16 protein-coding genes are annotated in these 16,486 nt (G+C 45.8%); 9 read left to right on the plus strand and 7 right to left on the minus strand.

What is annotated here, in order from left to right:
- Window positions 1-13: 13 nt before the first annotated feature.
- On the plus strand, window positions 14-1,240 hold the full coding sequence (locus LZG94_RS02275; RefSeq protein WP_233790354.1) for an FtsX-like permease family protein: 1,227 nt from the start codon (window positions 14-16) through the stop codon (window positions 1,238-1,240).
- Entirely contained in the window at window positions 1,132-3,918 is a 2,787-nt protein-coding gene (locus LZG94_RS02280) for a M1 family aminopeptidase (protein WP_233790355.1), read from the plus strand. The genes LZG94_RS02275 and LZG94_RS02280 overlap by 109 nt, the downstream gene beginning before the upstream one ends.
- A gap of 11 nt (window positions 3,919-3,929) precedes the next feature.
- Here LZG94_RS02280 and LZG94_RS02285 read toward each other — a convergent pair whose 3' ends face one another.
- The 6 genes from LZG94_RS02285 to rplU form a co-directional block, all read right to left on the minus strand.
- Window positions 3,930-4,994: a LacI family DNA-binding transcriptional regulator gene (locus LZG94_RS02285; RefSeq protein ID WP_233790356.1), complete on the minus strand. Its 1,065-nt coding sequence runs from the start codon at window positions 4,992-4,994 to the stop codon at window positions 3,930-3,932.
- 443 nt (window positions 4,995-5,437) lie between these two features.
- On the minus strand, window positions 5,438-6,490 hold the full coding sequence (locus tag LZG94_RS02290; RefSeq protein WP_233790357.1) for a ferredoxin--NADP reductase: 1,053 nt from the start codon (window positions 6,488-6,490) through the stop codon (window positions 5,438-5,440).
- Between the two features lie 22 nt (window positions 6,491-6,512).
- Window positions 6,513-7,604 carry a hypothetical protein gene (locus LZG94_RS02295; protein ID WP_233790358.1) on the minus strand — a complete coding sequence of 364 codons (1,092 nt, stop codon included), beginning with the start codon at window positions 7,602-7,604 and terminating at the stop codon, window positions 6,513-6,515.
- A 70-nt stretch (window positions 7,605-7,674) separates the two neighbouring features.
- Entirely contained in the window at window positions 7,675-8,271 is a 597-nt protein-coding gene (locus LZG94_RS02300) for a NifU family protein (RefSeq protein WP_215233731.1), read from the minus strand.
- A 142-nt stretch (window positions 8,272-8,413) separates the two neighbouring features.
- Complete coding sequence (gene rpmA, locus LZG94_RS02305; RefSeq protein ID WP_233790359.1) at window positions 8,414-8,707, minus strand: 50S ribosomal protein L27; 294 nt, start codon at window positions 8,705-8,707, stop codon at window positions 8,414-8,416.
- Window positions 8,708-8,779: 72 nt separating this feature from the next.
- Window positions 8,780-9,091, minus strand: a complete 312-nt coding sequence (gene rplU, locus LZG94_RS02310) for a 50S ribosomal protein L21 (protein ID WP_215233729.1) — start codon at window positions 9,089-9,091, stop codon at window positions 8,780-8,782.
- A 350-nt stretch (window positions 9,092-9,441) separates the two neighbouring features.
- On the opposite strand from rplU, the gene LZG94_RS02315 reads away from it, so the two are divergent.
- From LZG94_RS02315 to LZG94_RS02340, 6 genes are all read left to right on the plus strand, one after another.
- On the plus strand, window positions 9,442-10,092 hold the full coding sequence (locus LZG94_RS02315; protein ID WP_233790360.1) for a thioredoxin family protein: 651 nt from the start codon (window positions 9,442-9,444) through the stop codon (window positions 10,090-10,092).
- A gap of 25 nt (window positions 10,093-10,117) precedes the next feature.
- Window positions 10,118-11,029, plus strand: a complete 912-nt coding sequence (locus LZG94_RS02320; RefSeq protein WP_233790361.1) for an SMP-30/gluconolactonase/LRE family protein — start codon at window positions 10,118-10,120, stop codon at window positions 11,027-11,029.
- Between the two features lie 97 nt (window positions 11,030-11,126).
- The gene (locus LZG94_RS02325; protein ID WP_215233726.1) at window positions 11,127-11,804 is read left to right on the plus strand and encodes a DUF1361 domain-containing protein; all 678 of its coding nucleotides are present in this window, start codon (window positions 11,127-11,129) and stop codon (window positions 11,802-11,804) included.
- The gene (locus LZG94_RS02330; RefSeq protein WP_233790362.1) at window positions 11,779-12,153 is read left to right on the plus strand and encodes a diacylglycerol kinase family protein; all 375 of its coding nucleotides are present in this window, start codon (window positions 11,779-11,781) and stop codon (window positions 12,151-12,153) included. Before LZG94_RS02325 ends, LZG94_RS02330 begins: the two co-directional genes overlap by 26 nt.
- A gap of 34 nt (window positions 12,154-12,187) precedes the next feature.
- The gene (locus tag LZG94_RS26445; protein ID WP_310589845.1) at window positions 12,188-13,297 is read left to right on the plus strand and encodes a hypothetical protein; all 1,110 of its coding nucleotides are present in this window, start codon (window positions 12,188-12,190) and stop codon (window positions 13,295-13,297) included.
- Between the two features lie 24 nt (window positions 13,298-13,321).
- A complete protein-coding gene (locus LZG94_RS02340; RefSeq protein WP_233790363.1) occupies window positions 13,322-13,618 on the plus strand; it encodes a transcriptional regulator in 297 nt (98 codons plus the stop codon).
- A 58-nt stretch (window positions 13,619-13,676) separates the two neighbouring features.
- On the opposite strand, the gene LZG94_RS02345 is transcribed toward LZG94_RS02340, so the two are convergent.
- Window positions 13,677-14,177 carry a DUF2911 domain-containing protein gene (locus LZG94_RS02345; protein WP_233790364.1) on the minus strand — a complete coding sequence of 167 codons (501 nt, stop codon included), beginning with the start codon at window positions 14,175-14,177 and terminating at the stop codon, window positions 13,677-13,679.
- Window positions 14,178-14,364: 187 nt separating this feature from the next.
- On the opposite strand from LZG94_RS02345, the gene recG reads away from it, so the two are divergent.
- Window positions 14,365-16,485: an ATP-dependent DNA helicase RecG gene (gene recG / locus LZG94_RS02350; RefSeq protein WP_233790365.1), complete on the plus strand. Its 2,121-nt coding sequence runs from the start codon at window positions 14,365-14,367 to the stop codon at window positions 16,483-16,485.
- Window position 16,486 lies beyond the last annotated feature (1 nt).

Raw genomic sequence — 16,486 nt, forward strand, 5'->3', positions numbered from 1 at the left:
TAATCTTCCCGTCATGGATCTTTCGTACCGAATCGCTGTTCGATACTTTTTCTCGCGTAATAAAAGAAGTTTTATTAGTCTGATAGCCCGCATTGCGATGGCGGGAGTAGCGGTTGGTACAATGTCGATGGTGGTTGTATTGTCGGTTTTTAATGGAATGGAAGAGCTGAACCGGCGGATCTTCAAGACTTTCGACGCGGATGTGAAAGTAACGCCGGCAGAAGGGAAGCGATTCAATGTGACCGATGGGATGCTCACAACCATAAAAAAGGTAAATGGGATCCGGGGTGTGACGCAAATCATCGAGGATAATGCATTGGCCCGCTACGGAAATCAGCAGACGATTGTGCGTTTGAAAGGTGTGGACAGGAGTTTTGAGGCACTTGGCCGACTGGATACCGCGCTCATCGAAGGTTCGCTGCGATTGACCGGAGCCAACGGAACGCCTTATGCGATCGTTTCGGAAGGTATCAGGAATGCACTTTCAATTGCATTGGAAGATATTACCGTCCCGCTCGAATTTTTATATCCCAGTACGGACAGCAAGCAGCTGAACCTTGCTTCGTCTGATGCATTCAATCACCTTGCATTGCGGCCGGGCGGCGTTTTTTTTATTGAAACCCGCTACGACGATTACGTGATCGCGCCGGTTGCGCTGGTGGATTCGCTCATGCAATACCGCGGCGACCGGTCGGCACTGGAAATCAATATCGCGCCGGGATTTCGGGAACAGGATGTGAGTAAAAAATTAGCCGAAGTGCTTGGCAGTAAATTTGTAGTGAGAGATCGCGACTCTTTGAATGCGGATTTGTTGCGGGCGATCAAAATGGAAAAGCTTTTTGTGGCGGTAACCCTTTCGCTGATTATTTTAGTTGCGGCCATCAATATCTTCTTTTCGCTGAGTATGCTGGCCATTGAAAAGAAAAAGGATGTTTCAATGTTGTATTCGCTCGGTGCGCAACCTGCGCTGATAAAACGGATATTTCTTGCGGAAGGTGCAATTGTGGCACTTTCCGGTGCTGTCGTGGGTCTTTTGGGTGGAGTTTTGATTTGCTGGTTACAGATAAAATATGGTTTCGTTTCAATGGGAATGACAACCTCGCTGGTTGACGCATATCCCGTCAAATTAATATGGGAAGATATACTCTACACAGGCATTATCGTCGTTATGATAACTATGGTGGTATCCTACATTCCAGCCCGCCGCGCCGCAGAAGCGGGATTGATCCTGAAAGTGTAACCAAAGGCTGGGCAGCCAGACATCGTTTATTTAAACCTGACAATTTGATTAACTTACTAGCACACAACCTTAAAGCGGATATGGCCGGTCACAATACCAATGTTTTTCGCCGATTGGTCTTCACCTTTTTCGGATTAATATTTTTACTACCCTTCAACTCGGAAGCTGCCGCCAGCTTTTTTCAATCCGATACCCTTTACAGACGAAATCCCGGCACGGTCACCAAGAAAGGACCCTACCGCCCCGAGCGTACCAAAAAATCGGATATTCTCTACACGCGGCTGGATGTGCAGTTCGACTGGGCGAAGCAGCAGGTACCCGCCTCTGCGATCGTCATGTTCAAGGCGCATTTCAAGCCACAGAATACCCTCGAACTGGACGCGAAAGGATTTGATATCAAAAGTGTTTCACTGCTCGATACAGTAGGTGACTACGGTTCACTCAACTCCGAAGAAATCGCAGCGAAGATTACCAAAAAGCTCAACTTTACGTACGAAGACAAGCGGAAGCTCATCATCAAGCTGGACAAGGATTTTACAAGAAATGATACCCTTTTTGTGAAAATCGATTACGTAGCCAAACCAAACGATGTGCCGCGTAACAAGCCAGACGACAGCCAGACCGACAAAGGATTATATTTCATCAATGCAGATGGTCTCGACGAAGGTAAGCCGCGCCAGATTTGGACGCAGGGCGAGACCGAGGGCAGTTCCTGCTGGTTTCCGACGATCGACTCACCTAACCAAAAGTTCACGCAGGACATTTACATTACTGTTGACAGTACATTCAAAACGCTGTCAAATGGTCTTTTGATCTCGCAAAAAGAAGGTAAAAAAGGAATGCGGACGGATCATTGGAAACAATCGCTGCCGCACGCACCATACCTGACGATGATCGCCGTCGGTGATTTTGTGATAGCCAAAGATATGATGCCGAACGGAATGGAGCTGAGCTATTATGTGGAGCCCAAATACGGCGCTGACGCACACGCGATCTTCGGCCGCACGCCCGAAATGATGGGTTTTTTCTCCAATATCTTCGGTGTAGAATATCCCTGGGAAAAGTACGCGCAGGTCGCTGTGCGGGACTTTGTGGCGGGCGCAATGGAAAATACAACGGCTACCGTGCACGAAGAGGGCGTTCAGAATGATGCTCGCTCACTGGTGGACGGAAACTCGGATGCAGTAATCGCACACGAACTCGCGCATCACTGGTTTGGTGACTATGTTACCTGTGAAGAATGGGGTCAACTGCCTTTGAATGAATCCTTTGCAAATTATTCTGAGTATCTGTGGAGTGAATATAACGACGGGAAATACGAAGCCGATTGGGGTAATTTGCAGGAAATGAAATCGTATTTACTGGAATCGGAAACGAAACAGGTTCCGATGATCCGCTATTTCTATAGGGATCGGGAAAATATGTTCGATAGCCACTCGTATGCAAAAGGCGGCAGGATCCTGCACATGCTCAGATCTTATGTAGGCGACGACGCTTTTTTTGCTTCCCTGAAACATTATCTGCGTAAAAATGCATTTGGAACTACCGAGATCGATGATCTGAGAACTGCATTTGAGCAGGTTACCGGCGAAGACCTTAACTGGTTTTTTGATCAGTGGTTTCACCGGCCGGGCCATCCTTCTCTGAAAATACAACAGGAATACCTTGCGAATGCAAGTAAGGTGGTTTTGAAAATAAAACAGGCGCAGGATACATTGGCTACCACGGTGTACCGGTTGCCGGTGAAGGTAGATGTTTGGGTAAATGGGAAGAAAAATCAATACAATGTCGTGGTCGACAAAGTGAATCAGACACTTGAATTTCCGGCTACAAAAAAACCTGATCTGGTGGTATTTGATTCCGACGCGCAGTTACTGGCTGTGGTTGAGCATGAAAAGAACAGGGTCGAGATGGAATATCAATACCAGCACAGCGACCGTTTTTTGCATAAATATGATGCTTTATCGCAGCTGGAAGGCGCTTTGACGGACACTACCGTCAAGAATATCCTTGAAAAGGCAATGGACGATCCATTCTGGAAATTCCGTCAAATGGCAGTAAGTAACTTCTCGGAATATGCAGGAGCGGGTTTTGTGGATATTGAGAAGAAAATTCAGAGTCTGGCACGAAAAGATCCGCACCCGCAGGTCAGGTCAGAGGCAATTATTACGCTTGCTTCATTCGGGGACAATAATAGTGACTCGATTTTTAAGGAGGCTTTGACGGACAGTTCTTACCAGGTAGTGTCGGTTGCGATCGAGAAATACCTGATGTCGCAGCCAAATGATGCAAGCGAGATCGCAGCTGAGTTTGAGAACTCACCCAACGACGCGATCGTAACTTCTGTCGCAAACTACTACGCCGGCCTGGCACAGCCTGAGCGGTTTAGCTGGTTTCTGGAAAAAATGAAGGCGATGAAACCGACCGACAAATATAATTTCTTGCAGGTTTTTGGTAAGTACCTTATTAAATCCAAACAGGATGTGCAGCGGCTGAGTATTCCTGTGCTGGAAGGTCTGGCCCGCGATAATTCCTCTTATTTTGTTCGTTTCGGAGCATTCCAGGCACTTGGCCTTCTCACCGACATTCAAGGCGTATCTGCACTTAGAAAAGACATTCGCGCAAAAGAAACCGAACCTAAGCTGAAAGAAATGTACAGCCAGTTTGGCGATTTGTAGTAAACCAATTCCTATTGCGGATCGAGGTAGTAGTCCAGATTTTCCTTTGTAATAATATCCAGAGGCAAAAACTTGATCGCGGCAACTTCTTTTTTGAATACCAAATGATTGGCGAGCTGGTGAATACCCCAATAACCCTGACCCAGCGGGTTTTGGTTGATCAGAAAGTGGATCACCTCTTTGTTGAGAAAATGCAGATTACGCTCAACCAGATCGTATCCTACCAGCTTAATATCCTTCAACTTGCGCTTTTCAAGATAAGCAGCTACTTCAAATGCTTTTGAATTAGTAACATAAATCGCATTAAGGTCGGGATATTGCTTCCTGATTTCATCCAGTCCAGCATCGGGGCTGGACCCTTCCGCGAAATGAATTTCCTGACTGACAATATTGAAGTTCTTTTCGCCGCTATGGTGCTTGAAATAGTCTTTAAAACCTTCTTCTTTCGTGATCAAATGCGCCGAGTTCGAAATATCCTCATTGATGTGCGCAACCAGAATAGTACCCGACGATTGCAGCCCAAAACTCAGGATCTTCGCAACAAGCGACCCGCTTCGGTACGAATCCTGGCCAATATAGCACAGTGGATTCACGTGTTCGATCTGCGTATTGAACAGTACATAAGGAATTTCCATTTCAAACCATTCCTTAAAAAACGGAAGTGCCTCTTTATAGAAAACCGGCGCGATAAGTAATCCGTCGGGTTTTTCTGCTGTCACATCCTTCGCGCGGGAGATGAACGACTGGTCGTCGTGCGGGTCAAAATTGAATTGCGTAATGGACACGCCATATTGCCGCAGCTCCTTCTCAGCCTTTTCAAGTCCAATCTTGGGAGCCTGCCAATACGGATCCAGCTCGGGATCAGGGACGAGGACAGCCAGATTGTAGGTTTTCTGCGATTTGAGGGACTGCGCTATAAAATTCGGCTCGTAGTTCAGCTCTTTGATAATACCCAAAATCCGCTCCCTAACATCGTCTGCCACGCGCCCACGGTTATGAAGTACCCGGTCAACTGTTCCTTTGGAGGTTTGTGCCTTTTCAGCTATGTCTTTTATTCTTACAATTTTCTTTTTCACAATCTTTTGGAGGTCATTGCTTTTTGCAAAAGCAAGCAAAAGTAATAATTACCATCACTTGCCAGAATAATACTTACGGAAAGGATAGTCGCGACAATACTATTCGAAGCTTATTTATAATAAATTTTATATCGGTTGATATCTACATCTGTTCTTGTGAAAGGAAAGTTGGCTCTGTTTATTAAATCGTGTACGATAACGTTAAGCAAATTCTAATGCGTGTTCGAACACTTTTTGTGTAAAATTGCTTTGTTAATTTAATTTTCCAACTAATTTTGTAAAACCTTTAAGCAATGAAAGATTATTCTAGTCTTTTAATCTTTCACAGTAGAAATTTCAGTCCTAAAACCACCTTTAACCTTTTCCAGTTTTTTTAATCCAAAGTACCCACTAATCCTAAATCCTGAAAAAGCGTACGCATTGCTGTGTGCGCTTTTTCGATTTTACTGATGCGGGATCTCAATCACCACATCGTCAGTGTCCACGTAGGACGAGCAGGTCAATATCCAGCCTTCCGCAAGATCTTTGTCAGTTAGTACCTCGTTTACGCTCATGTGAACTTTGCCATTCTTGCAAATGCCCGCACAAGTCGAGCAGCGGCCTCCTTTGCAGCTGTAAGGCAACTTAATACCCTGGCTGAGCGCAGCGTCGAGAACAGTGAAATGCGCGGGAACATGCAAGCGGTGCAGCTGCCCGCCAAAGTTTAATAGGATATTGTGCGGATGAGAATCGGGTGGGGGCGGCGGAGGCGAGGTGATCACAAAGTTTTCCTTGCGTATCTGATCTTTCCTGAAACCCATGAAATGCAGCGTGATCTCTGCCGAGCGCATTAAGTCAAACGGCCCGCAAATAAAAAATCGCGCGTCCGTTCTGTCGAATTTCAAAGATTTGGTGACGAGCTGTTCCAGCCGCGTATTGTTGATCCTGCCGCGAATCCCATTCCATTCGTCCGAAGGCTGGCTGTGCACGTGAATTACATGGAACCGTGTGGGGAAATTGTCTTGCCATTTCAGTATCTCATGCGAGAAGAGGGTATCTCTGATATTTCGACTGGCGTAGATCAGCGTGATGTGCGATCTTTCGTCTTTTGTAAGGGCCTGTTTTAAAATAGAAAAAAGGGGCGTAATGCCGCTTCCCGCTCCGATCAAAACTATATCACGTTCAACAGGAAGCGAGTCTTCCAGCACAAACCGGCCGGAAGGTTGCAGTGCGGTAAAAATCTCTCCTTCTTGAACCAAATCAATCCAGAACCTGGAAATCTCTCCGTTCGGGACGCGTTTTATGGTAATTGCTGGAAATTGATCCACCCCGGGCGCGGAGCTCATGGAATAGGAGCGGCGCACCTCGTGTCCGTGCAGGTTGATGAGGAAGGTTAAAAACTGGCCCGCCTGGTACACCAGCGGCTGGCCGTCGGTTCTTTCAAAGACAAAAGTCTTCGCGTCGTTAACCTCGGGGATAATTTGTCGAACCTGTAACGATATGGTTGAATCTGACATTTTTAATACTGCTTTGTTTCTATTACGCATTCACATTTTCGGATATTGCCCACACCGTTTCATATTCAGCCAGCAAGGTCCAGCAATGGGCTTCACACAGCCAGTACATGTGAAAAAGCGGGAGCACCGAAATTTTGTAGAGCAGCGGATTTTCGTAGGCTGTAAGCAGGCCCGCTATAAAAAAAACGAACCCGTCGAAATTTTTGGCAGTGAAATTCTCCACCGGCACGCGCGCGGGCTTTTCTCCCAGCCGGAGCAATGCGGTACTCAGGATCACTTTGTCCATGTCAGAAGTCGTGGTACTCAGCAAATCCTGCGTGTCGCGGATCAGTTTCGCTTTCACAGACTCCAACGCAGGCGGCGAAAACGCAGCGATCAGCCGGGCGACGTGATAGATAATCAGTGGAGTGCGGGGATATTGGTGCGCACAGCGGAAAGGTACCTGGCGATAGCGATCAGTCGCAATAACAGACCGGATATATTCCAGGCTGGCCTCATCGTGTTCATTCAAAGGTAGTTGTGAGTCAAACAAACAGTATAACATATTGCTTAGCACACAAACATCAAACTCTACATACATATTTTTACCAAACCAGGTAGAATACGCTTTCAGTCGCCGGTACTCGGGATAGGTATTGCGGATCCACTGTTTCGCACCATTGGAATGCATCGCCAGCTTCTCTTTCAGCCACACCAGCTCCTCCTTCGAACGCTCCGTAGTAAGGTAAATGAATGCAGTATCGTCAATATCGTCAGGAATGCGGAAATGCTCGTAACGGTGGAAAATATGCCCGTTGGGGAAATGCTTCGAAGGTTTTGTTTTCCAAAAATTATAGGTGTCTAAACCGTCCTTGTTCCTGAAATCGGGATAATTAGCAATGATTTTATTGCAAATGCTGTCTATCAGTTCCTGGGTTTGCGGATCTGCATTTTTACGGATGGATTTCAGTGTGAAACAGCTAATTGCCGAGAAGAAAATCGTCGTATCCGGCCTCTGGTAACCGATCAGCGGATTAGCCCTTTTTGCTGGAAAAATGCCGGGCGGGAAGAACTCGTCGCCTTTGGATTGCAGGCTTTCTATTCGTTCAATAAATCGTTGCAGCAGCGGCTTCATATCCCGAAACTAATAAAAAAATAAAACCCTGTCTCTCGGCAGGGTTTATATAACTATCGTATTTGAATGCTTAAACTCCTTCTGCAACCACTTCTTTTACATCAGGAACCATTCTGGTGAGCAGGTTTTCAATACCTGCTTTCAATGTCAATGTAGAAGACGGGCAGCCGCTGCAAGAGCCTTGCAGCAATACCTTAACCCGGCCAGATTCTTCATCAAATGAATGGAAATTAATAGCGCCTCCGTCAGATTCTACCGCCGGGCGAACATATTGGTCGAGCGCAGCTTTGATCTTCTGAACCGTGTCTGAATCGCGGGAGTCGACGATTACTGTATTTTTATCAATAGTTCTTTGCTCAAAAACAGGATGATTTTCTTCAAAATAGATCTTGATAAATTGCTTTGTATCTCTCAAAACCTCTTCCCACGCAATACTTTCATCCTTAGTGATCGTGATGAAATTGCTCGCTATAAAAACGCGCTTCACGTGTGGGAACTGAAAAAGGTCCGAAGCGAGTGGAGACGCTTTTTCTTCTTCCAAAGCAGCTTCCAGCGAAGGGTAATCAAATGAAAGTCCGTCGGGTACAAGCTCAAAGTTCAGAACGAACTTCATAGAGTTTGGATTCGGGCTTAATTCGGTATATACAAAAACAGGACGTGTTAACATGTCAGTTGAAATAATGGAAATAAGGGATATAATGGACAAACAAGCAAAGTGTGCTTTTGGTTTTGCGGGCGCCGATTTATATAAATGAAAAAACCCGCAAGACACTGGGTCCAACGGGTTTTTTAAATGCTTTCAGCTGAAATTATGCTTCCGCCGTAGCTTCAACAGGAGCAGCAGCAACTGCGATCGGTTCGATGTGAACGTAAGATCTGTTTTCACGGGTTTTGCGGAAAACCACATTACCTGCAACCAATGCAAACAAAGTATGGTCACGACCGATACCTACGTTTTTGCCTGGGTTGTGCTTGGTGCCACGCTGACGAACAAGAATGTTCCCTGCTTTGGCAACCTCACCACCGAATAATTTTACTCCAAGACGCTTGCTTTCTGACTCACGTCCGTTTCTCGAGCTACCTACACCTTTCTTATGTGCCATGATATCTTAACTTTAATTGTTATTTCCTGATTGATTAAACACTGATTTCGTTGCCGAAAAGAAAACGAAGCATTAAGCTACGATATCGTCAATGCTGATTTTGGTCAAATACTGACGGTGACCATTTTTAACCCTGTAACCCTTACGTCTCTTTTTCTTGAAGACGATCACTTTTTCACCTTTAAGGTGTTCAAGAACAGTTGCTTTTACTGAGGCTCCTGCCACCAGGGGCAGTCCTACCTGTACTGTGCCTCCGTTATCAACGAGAAGGACTTTGTCAAATACAAGTGCAGCGTTCACGTCACCTTCAAGCCTATGCGTGAAGATTTCGCGACCCTTTTCAACCTTAAATTGCTGACCTGCGATTTCTACGATTGCGTACATGTTAATAAATTAAGTATTCTGATTTTCTAAAATGAGGTGCAAAGATAATCAGCTAATCACAGAAACACAATCTTTTAGCGAGTTTATTAGGCAGATCTGCCGGTTCTTTTCTGTTTAATTTGAATGCTAAATAGGGAAACGGACGCATTGATTGTCTTTATGTTAAATCTGTGGATCGGCCCGGAAGGCGGCTCGCCCGTTGCGACAGATCCTACTATTATATAATTACGGGGTGGGTAAACGTTTTGTCAAAGCAAAGATTTATTAGCTTAACAAACTTTAACTTCTCAGATTGTTACTTTCATGCCAAAAGTGCGTCTAAGCATAGAATGAATACTAAAACGAACAATATGAAAATTTGTTTATGGGTTTCTCTGATTCTATGTATAGGATTGGTTAATATCTCAAATGCCGGAATAGTGCCCGATCCTGAAAAAAATGAGCTGCTGCAAAGCCAGGGCGGATATCAGATAGGGGATGCGGTTGCCAGTTTCAGGTTGAAGAATACAAATGGCGGAATGGTTTCCCTAGCGGATTACGGCAGTGTGAAAGGTATTATCGTGGTATTCACCAGCAACCATTGTCCTTTTGCGAAAGCTTATGAGGACCGCATTATCGCATTAAATAACAAATTCTCGTCGCAGGGATTTCCTGTCGTCGCCATCAACCCGAGCGATCCGGGCACGCACCCTGACGATGCTTTTGAGAAAATGAAAGAGCGGGCGCTGGCAAAAAATTACAGTTATCCATATCTTGTTGATGATTCGCAGCAGGTTGCAAAGGCATTTGGTGCGAGCAGAATGCCGCAGGTTTTCGTGATCCAGAAAACCGGCGCCAAATTTGTGGTCCGGTATATTGGAATGATAGACGATAATCCGCAGGACGCTGGCGGGGCAACCAAATTTTATGTGGACGAAGCAGTAAGTAATCTGGTCGGCGGAAAACCGGTGGTTACTACCATTACCAAACCGGTGGGCTGCGCGATCAAGTGGAAAAACTAGTAACTGTTTGTTTTCAAATATTCCGATGAATAAATCTCTCCCTCTGCTCATTATCGTGTCGCTGGTAGTTTTGCAATCAGCTTTTGCTCAAACTAAAAGCAAGAAATTTTCTAATGAAGGCGAGTTTACCAGTAATTGCGAAGGCCCGGCGGTAGATAGTGATGGAAATGTGTATGCTGTCAACTTCGCCCGCGACGGTACCATTGCGATCATGAGCAAGAAAGGCAACGCGAGTTTTTTTGTAACACTACCAAAAGGCAGTACGGGCAATGGGATCCGGTTTGCCGACAAGAATACGTTTTTCGTAGCGGATTTTACAGGCCACAATATTCTTAAAGTCGACCTGATTACCAAAGACATTTCGGTGTTTGCGAATGAACCGAAAATGAACCAGCCAAACGATCTGGCGATCACCGCTGGCGGACATATATTCTGCTCCGATCCCAACTGGAAAGACGGAACCGGCCAAATCTGGCACGTTTCACCCGACGGGAAAACCCGGCTTGTGGCTGAAAATATGGGTACCACAAATGGTATCGAGGTCAGTCCGGACGAAAAGAAATTGTACGTAAATGAGAGTGTACAGCGGAATGTGTGGTCATTTGACCTTGCCGCGGACGGTACTTTGACTAACAAAAAGCTGGTGCATCAGTTCGCAGACGGCGGAATGGATGGAATGCGCTGCGATGTAAACGGAAATCTCTACATTGCCCGCCACGGGAAAGGAGAAGTTGCGATACTTTCACCGGAAGGCAAGATTATCCAAACTATTCAGACAATAGGCAAAAAAGTATCCAATATCTGCTTCGGCGGTAAAAATGGTAAAACCTGCTACATTACTTTGCAGGATCGCGGCTGCCTGGAAACCTTCAAAGCGCCTACTGCCGGCCGCGAATGGGCTATGATGAAAGCCTTTGAGCAAAACAACAAAAAATAATCTACGGATTTCAAGAGTTTGCGTGCGTAATGCATGGAGAGTTCACTTTTTGTAACTTACTTTGTATCTCAAAGTACTTTATAAAAATCATTTTTCAATGGAGAAACTGGCTCGCTACCTTCAAAGCAATCAGAAAGTCGCATTGCTTGCATTTGTTTCATTCGCCGCGATGACGCTCCTGCTCATCAGAATGCTGATCCATGACTGGGATTTCATTTTTCTCGCCTGGAATTTGTTCCTTGCCTGGGTACCGCTGATCTTCATCAAAGCAGTCTGGGAAATGGAACGCAGGCAAAACGCACCGTTCTGGCTGCTGATTATCTGTTTGTTTGTCTGGCTATTATTCTTCCCCAATGCGCCCTACATCATCACTGACCTGAAACACCTTCGCGGCATTGCCGACAATATGATCTGGTACGATTCGCTGATGATCTTCACGTTTTCAGTTGCCGGTTTTCTGACTGGCCTGTACAGTATCAGGATAGTGCACCGCATTGTAACAAAACGCTGGAATGAACAACTTGCCTGGGCCTGGATACTGTTCGCGATGATTTTGAGTGGATTCGGCGTATACCTGGGCCGGTACGGAAGGTGGAACAGTTGGGATATTCTGACTCAGCCAGGCTCGCTGCTCCGCGGTATTTTAGAGAGTGCACAGAATCCGCTTGCGATAAAACACACCCTCTCGTTTTCGTTCGTGCTGATGTTATTGTACTTTGCGTTCCACATTTTTGCAGAATTAAAACAAAATGAAAGGACCCGTAGATATCCGTAAAGCGTTGCGGAGCTTCACCTTTGCCGGCGCTGGAATCTTTAATCTGTTCAGGTATGAGAACAATGCGCGGATCCACCTGATTGCCTGCATCGCAGTAGTGATCGCTGGTGTGGGTTTTCACATATCACCGATGGAATGGATCGTGATCGTTATTCAAATCGCATTGGTCTGGGCCGCAGAAGCATTTAATACCTCCATCGAGAAGTTAGCCGACCTGGTATCAGCTGATTATCATCCGGTTATTAAAGTTGTAAAAGATACTGCTGCTGCCGGGGTACTTATCCTGGCAATATCCGCAGTAATAATAGGCGGGATCATTTTCGTGCCAAAAATCATATTATTGTTCTGATTATCAGCCTAGTATTCTATACTTCTAAGCCTTTATGAACTCCAACCAGGACTCATTACATACGCTCCACGAGATCCGCGATTTGATGGAGCGATCTTCCAAATTTCTGTCGCTGAGTGGATTAAGCGGCGTTTTTGCCGGAATTTTCGCATTGATAGGAGCAGGCGCAGCTTACCTGCGCTACAAAACGGACTGGTTCGCAGAGATTTTAAGCCCATTGGGCGCATACCATGGTACTTCCAGAGAAGGTCTGATCGGATTTCTATTCGCCGACGGGCTGATCGTTTTGATACTTTCGCTGACGGTCGGTATTATAATGTCGGTTAGAAAAGGCAAGAAAAGGGGCCTGACGTTGTGGAATGGCAGTTCCAAGAGGTTACTCGTCAGTATGCTGATCCCATTGGGTACCGGCGGGGTATTCTGTCTGGCGATGCTGCATTACGGATTTATCTGGCTGGTATTCCCGGCTACACTCTTGTTTTACGGACTTGCGCTCGTGAATGCGAGCCGATTTACCTACCCGGAGCTATTTTATCTGGGCATGTCGGAAATAGCAATTGGTTGCCTTGCGCTATTTATGACAGGCTATTCACTTGTCTTCTGGGCGATCGGTTTTGGGGTGCTGCATATCGTTTACGGATTAACGATGTATAATAAATATGATAGAGAGAAATCCGGCGGCAAACAAACTTTTGTTAAATGCCTATTGGTATTGATTTTGTTTGGATCGGCTTCGCAGGTGAAAAGTCAGCTCGCGCAGGACAGTGTCACCAGGCAGGCGGTGAAATGGTACGATAGAGAGACCATTTATTTGCGTGGAGGAAATAGTTTTGTTAAAAATAATGTAGTGTACTCGGGACAGCGGGCGCTGGCGAAGGAGTTTCTGGTTTCGGAAAGGGGACTAAATCTTTATTTGAAATCGCGTCGTATCCGTAGTATCGGACTGGTAATATCGCTTGCCGGCTCGGCGGGTTCGGTTATTTCGTTGCTTTCGGGTAGCCGGGACAATTGGAAAACATTTTTTTGGGTATCAGTCGGGACGGGAGTTGTGTCCTCGATCATGACGGTACAGGCGAATAGTCTGCGTGACGAGGCAGTATGGACGCGAAACCGCGATGCAATGCAATTTATGCAGGCTAATTAGTAGCGGAGGAGGGAAACTGTAAATATGGAATGGTTAGAAAAGTTTAATAAAGTTTTTGAAAGTAAGATCAGACTTGGCCTGATGTCGGTACTTGTTGTGAATGATTCTGTCAGTTTTAATGAATTGAAGGACCTTTTACAATTGACCGACGGCAACCTTGCCTCTCACCTGAAAGCGTTGGAGGAGGCTAAATATGTAGTATTCCAGAAGCAGTTTTCCGGCCGGAAGCCACTCACCACCTACAAAGCCACCGACCAGGGACAGAAAGCATTCTCTGAACATTTGCAGGTTTTGGAGAATATGATAAGAGAGAACTTATAGCAAAAAAAACCGGAAGCTGGGCTGGCCAACTTCCGGTTTTTTATTTGTATTAAAATCCTCAGAACTTCACAGGAACTGAAAATCCTTCTTTATCCCACTGAAAATCAACTGAATTGTCTTTCACTGTAAAAGTCAGTTTTTCTTCTGATGTCGGGTATTTCTTAGCAGGTACCGTTACTTTCAAAACATCTTTGCCTTTGTTTTTTTCGTAATCATAAGCGCCTGATTGTTCCAGAACAGAGTTCAGGATAATCGACCATTCTTTTTCGCCAGGTATTGTAAACAGGCTGTAAGTACCAGCTTTTACACTTTTACCAGCAAATGTTCCGTCTTTTTTGAAAGTGATTTCAGTGGATTTGTTTGCTCCAGTCCTCCAAATCTTGTCATATTTTTCAAGGCTTTCGCTACCTTCTTTTCCAAACAGAACGCGGCCCTTTTTAGATGGTTGACCGTAAGCGACACTCACATTTTTGCCTTCGGCTGTAACTCTCGGGCTTTGTGCGCAGGCTGTCGTCAATGCGATCAGGGATACGAAAAGTGCTAAGAATGTTGTTTTCATAAACTTAGATTTTAGTAAATTGAATTAGGTGATTGGGAAACTTAAATTTCAACGAAATACGTAAATCAAATGTTGTTAACCAAGCCGGTCAGTCGAGAAAGTAGCTACATCGTGCGACATTAACTTTGATTAACATATTGCGCCATGTTAATCCGCGTTTTAACGATTTGGCGCTATATTTGAAACAATGACGCCAGACGCTATTTCATCAGTAAGGACACGTTTCTTCGACACCAAGATCGAATTTTTAAAAGGTGTCGGTCCGCAAAAAGCTGCCTTGCTGAACCAGGAACTGGGTATTTTTACATTCGGCGATCTTATTCAGCATTATCCTTTCCGCCACGAAGACCGCACCGTTTTCCATCAGATCTCGCAGTTGAACGAACAGCTTCCGGCCGCCCAGATCAAAGGCAGGCTGCGGGAAATCACTACCGTAGGGGAAGGCAATAAGAAACGTTTGGTAGCCTACTTTTCTGACGGTACCGGCTTGATGGAACTTGTTTGGTTTCAGAGTATTAACTGGTACGAAAAAAGCCTGCGGGCTAATACAGAATATATTGTCTACGGCAAGCCGCTGTCTTTCGGCGGGCGGTGGAGCATTACGCATCCCGATATTGACCTGCTCACAAACGAAAATCAGGGAGGTGGATTCTGGCAGCCCATTTACCCGCTTACAGAGAAATTAAGGCGAAAATTCGTCGACAGCCGCGCGATCAGTAAAATGATGCGGAGCCTGCTCGAAATCTCCCGCTCGCATATCCGGGAGACGCTTCCGGAAGACCTTACCCAGAAGTACCGGCTCATTTCCAAGGCCGATGCCCTCTGGCATTTTCATTTACCAGAAAGTCAGAAATCGCTGCACCAGGCGCAGCGGAGGCTAAAATTTGAAGAGCTCTTTTACAATCAGTTCCGGCTGATCAAGAATAAGCTTTTGCACAAAACCGAATATCCGGGAATGATATTCAGTCACACCAATCTGGTCAAAATATTTTACGATCAGTTCCTTCCTTTCCAGCTTACCAATGCGCAGATCCGGGTACTCCACGAAATTCACGAAGATCTGAAAACGGGCAAGCAGATGAACCGTTTGTTGCAGGGCGACGTAGGTTCCGGAAAAACGATCGTGGCATTTATCAGTATGCTGTTTGCATTGGATAACGATGCACAAGCCTGCTTAATGGCGCCGACGGAAATCCTGGCCGATCAGCATTACCAGGGTTTAAAGAAATTTGCAGAAGTACTCGGTGTTAATATTGGAAAACTCACCGGATCGACCAAAAAGAAGGAAAGAGAAGTTATTCACAGGCAACTGCTCGACGGTTCCATGCAGATTATCGTCGGTACGCACGCGCTACTGGAAGATATTGTACAGTTCAAAAATCTGGGACTTTGCATTATAGATGAGCAGCACCGTTTCGGCGTAGCACAACGCGCCAGGTTGTGGGCCAAAAACAGCCGCATTTACCCGCACATGCTGGTTATGACTGCTACACCAATACCAAGAACGCTCGCGATGACACTCTACGGCGACCTCGATATTTCGGCGATCGATGAACTCCCGGCAGGCAGGAAGCCGATCAAAACGGTGCATAGGTACGACGCGCACCGGACTTCTGTTTTTGGTTTTATCAAAGATGAAATTGCAAAAGGCCGCCAGATCTACATGGTTTATCCATTAATAGAAGAATCCGAAAAAATGGATTTGAAGGATCTGATGGACGGATATGAAAGTGTTTCCAGATCTTTTCCCGATGTCCCGATCAGTATCCTGCACGGAAAAATGAAGTCGCAGGATAAAGACTATGAAATGGGCCGTTTTGTGCGCCATGAAACCAAAATCCTGGTCGCAACGACGGTTATTGAAGTAGGTGTGAATGTGCCGAATGCTTCGGTGATGGTCATTGAAAATGCGGAAAGATTTGGTCTCTCTCAGCTTCACCAGCTCCGCGGTAGGGTGGGCCGGGGCGCCGAGCAATCGTATTGTATTTTAATGACGGATTATAAAATCTCAAAAGATACGAAACTGCGGATCGAGACAATGTGCCGCACCAATGATGGTTTTGAAATAGCGGAGGTTGATCTGCAATTGAGAGGCCCGGGGGATATTTCGGGCACGCAGCAAAGTGGGCTTGTGGATCTTCTGGTAGCTAATCTGGCGCAGGATGGGGAGATATTAAAAGCAGCGCGCCTTTCGGCAGAGGATATTCTGGGAAGAGATCCTGATCTGCTCCAGCCCGCTCATCAGCCCATCAAATTGCATCTCGACAATCTGAAAAAGGAAGAAACGAACTGGAGTAGGATCAGTTAGT

Source organism: Dyadobacter sp. CY343 (assembly GCF_021390335.1).
Lineage (GTDB): Bacteria > Bacteroidota > Bacteroidia > Cytophagales > Spirosomataceae > Dyadobacter.

What these genes read in the sequence shown, in the direction of transcription:
- LZG94_RS02275 (WP_233790354.1), top strand. Translation starts at nt 14, where the DNA reads ATGGATCTTTCGTACCGAATCGCTGTTCGATACTTTTTCTCGCGTAAT.
- LZG94_RS02280 (WP_233790355.1), top strand. Translation starts at nt 1,132, where the DNA reads ATGGGAAGATATACTCTACACAGGCATTATCGTCGTTATGATAACTAT.
- LZG94_RS02290 (WP_233790357.1), bottom strand. Translation starts at nt 6,490, where the DNA reads ATGTCAGATTCAACCATATCGTTACAGGTTCGACAAATTATCCCCGAG.
- LZG94_RS02295 (WP_233790358.1), bottom strand. Translation starts at nt 7,604, where the DNA reads ATGAAGCCGCTGCTGCAACGATTTATTGAACGAATAGAAAGCCTGCAA.
- LZG94_RS02300 (WP_215233731.1), bottom strand. Translation starts at nt 8,271, where the DNA reads ATGTTAACACGTCCTGTTTTTGTATATACCGAATTAAGCCCGAATCCA.
- rpmA (WP_233790359.1), bottom strand. Translation starts at nt 8,707, where the DNA reads ATGGCACATAAGAAAGGTGTAGGTAGCTCGAGAAACGGACGTGAGTCA.
- rplU (WP_215233729.1), bottom strand. Translation starts at nt 9,091, where the DNA reads ATGTACGCAATCGTAGAAATCGCAGGTCAGCAATTTAAGGTTGAAAAG.
- LZG94_RS02315 (WP_233790360.1), top strand. Translation starts at nt 9,442, where the DNA reads ATGAAAATTTGTTTATGGGTTTCTCTGATTCTATGTATAGGATTGGTT.
- LZG94_RS02320 (WP_233790361.1), top strand. Translation starts at nt 10,118, where the DNA reads ATGAATAAATCTCTCCCTCTGCTCATTATCGTGTCGCTGGTAGTTTTG.
- LZG94_RS02325 (WP_215233726.1), top strand. Translation starts at nt 11,127, where the DNA reads ATGGAGAAACTGGCTCGCTACCTTCAAAGCAATCAGAAAGTCGCATTG.
- LZG94_RS02330 (WP_233790362.1), top strand. Translation starts at nt 11,779, where the DNA reads ATGAAAGGACCCGTAGATATCCGTAAAGCGTTGCGGAGCTTCACCTTT.
- LZG94_RS26445 (WP_310589845.1), top strand. Translation starts at nt 12,188, where the DNA reads ATGAACTCCAACCAGGACTCATTACATACGCTCCACGAGATCCGCGAT.
- LZG94_RS02340 (WP_233790363.1), top strand. Translation starts at nt 13,322, where the DNA reads ATGGAATGGTTAGAAAAGTTTAATAAAGTTTTTGAAAGTAAGATCAGA.
- LZG94_RS02345 (WP_233790364.1), bottom strand. Translation starts at nt 14,177, where the DNA reads ATGAAAACAACATTCTTAGCACTTTTCGTATCCCTGATCGCATTGACG.
- recG (WP_233790365.1), top strand. Translation starts at nt 14,365, where the DNA reads ATGACGCCAGACGCTATTTCATCAGTAAGGACACGTTTCTTCGACACC.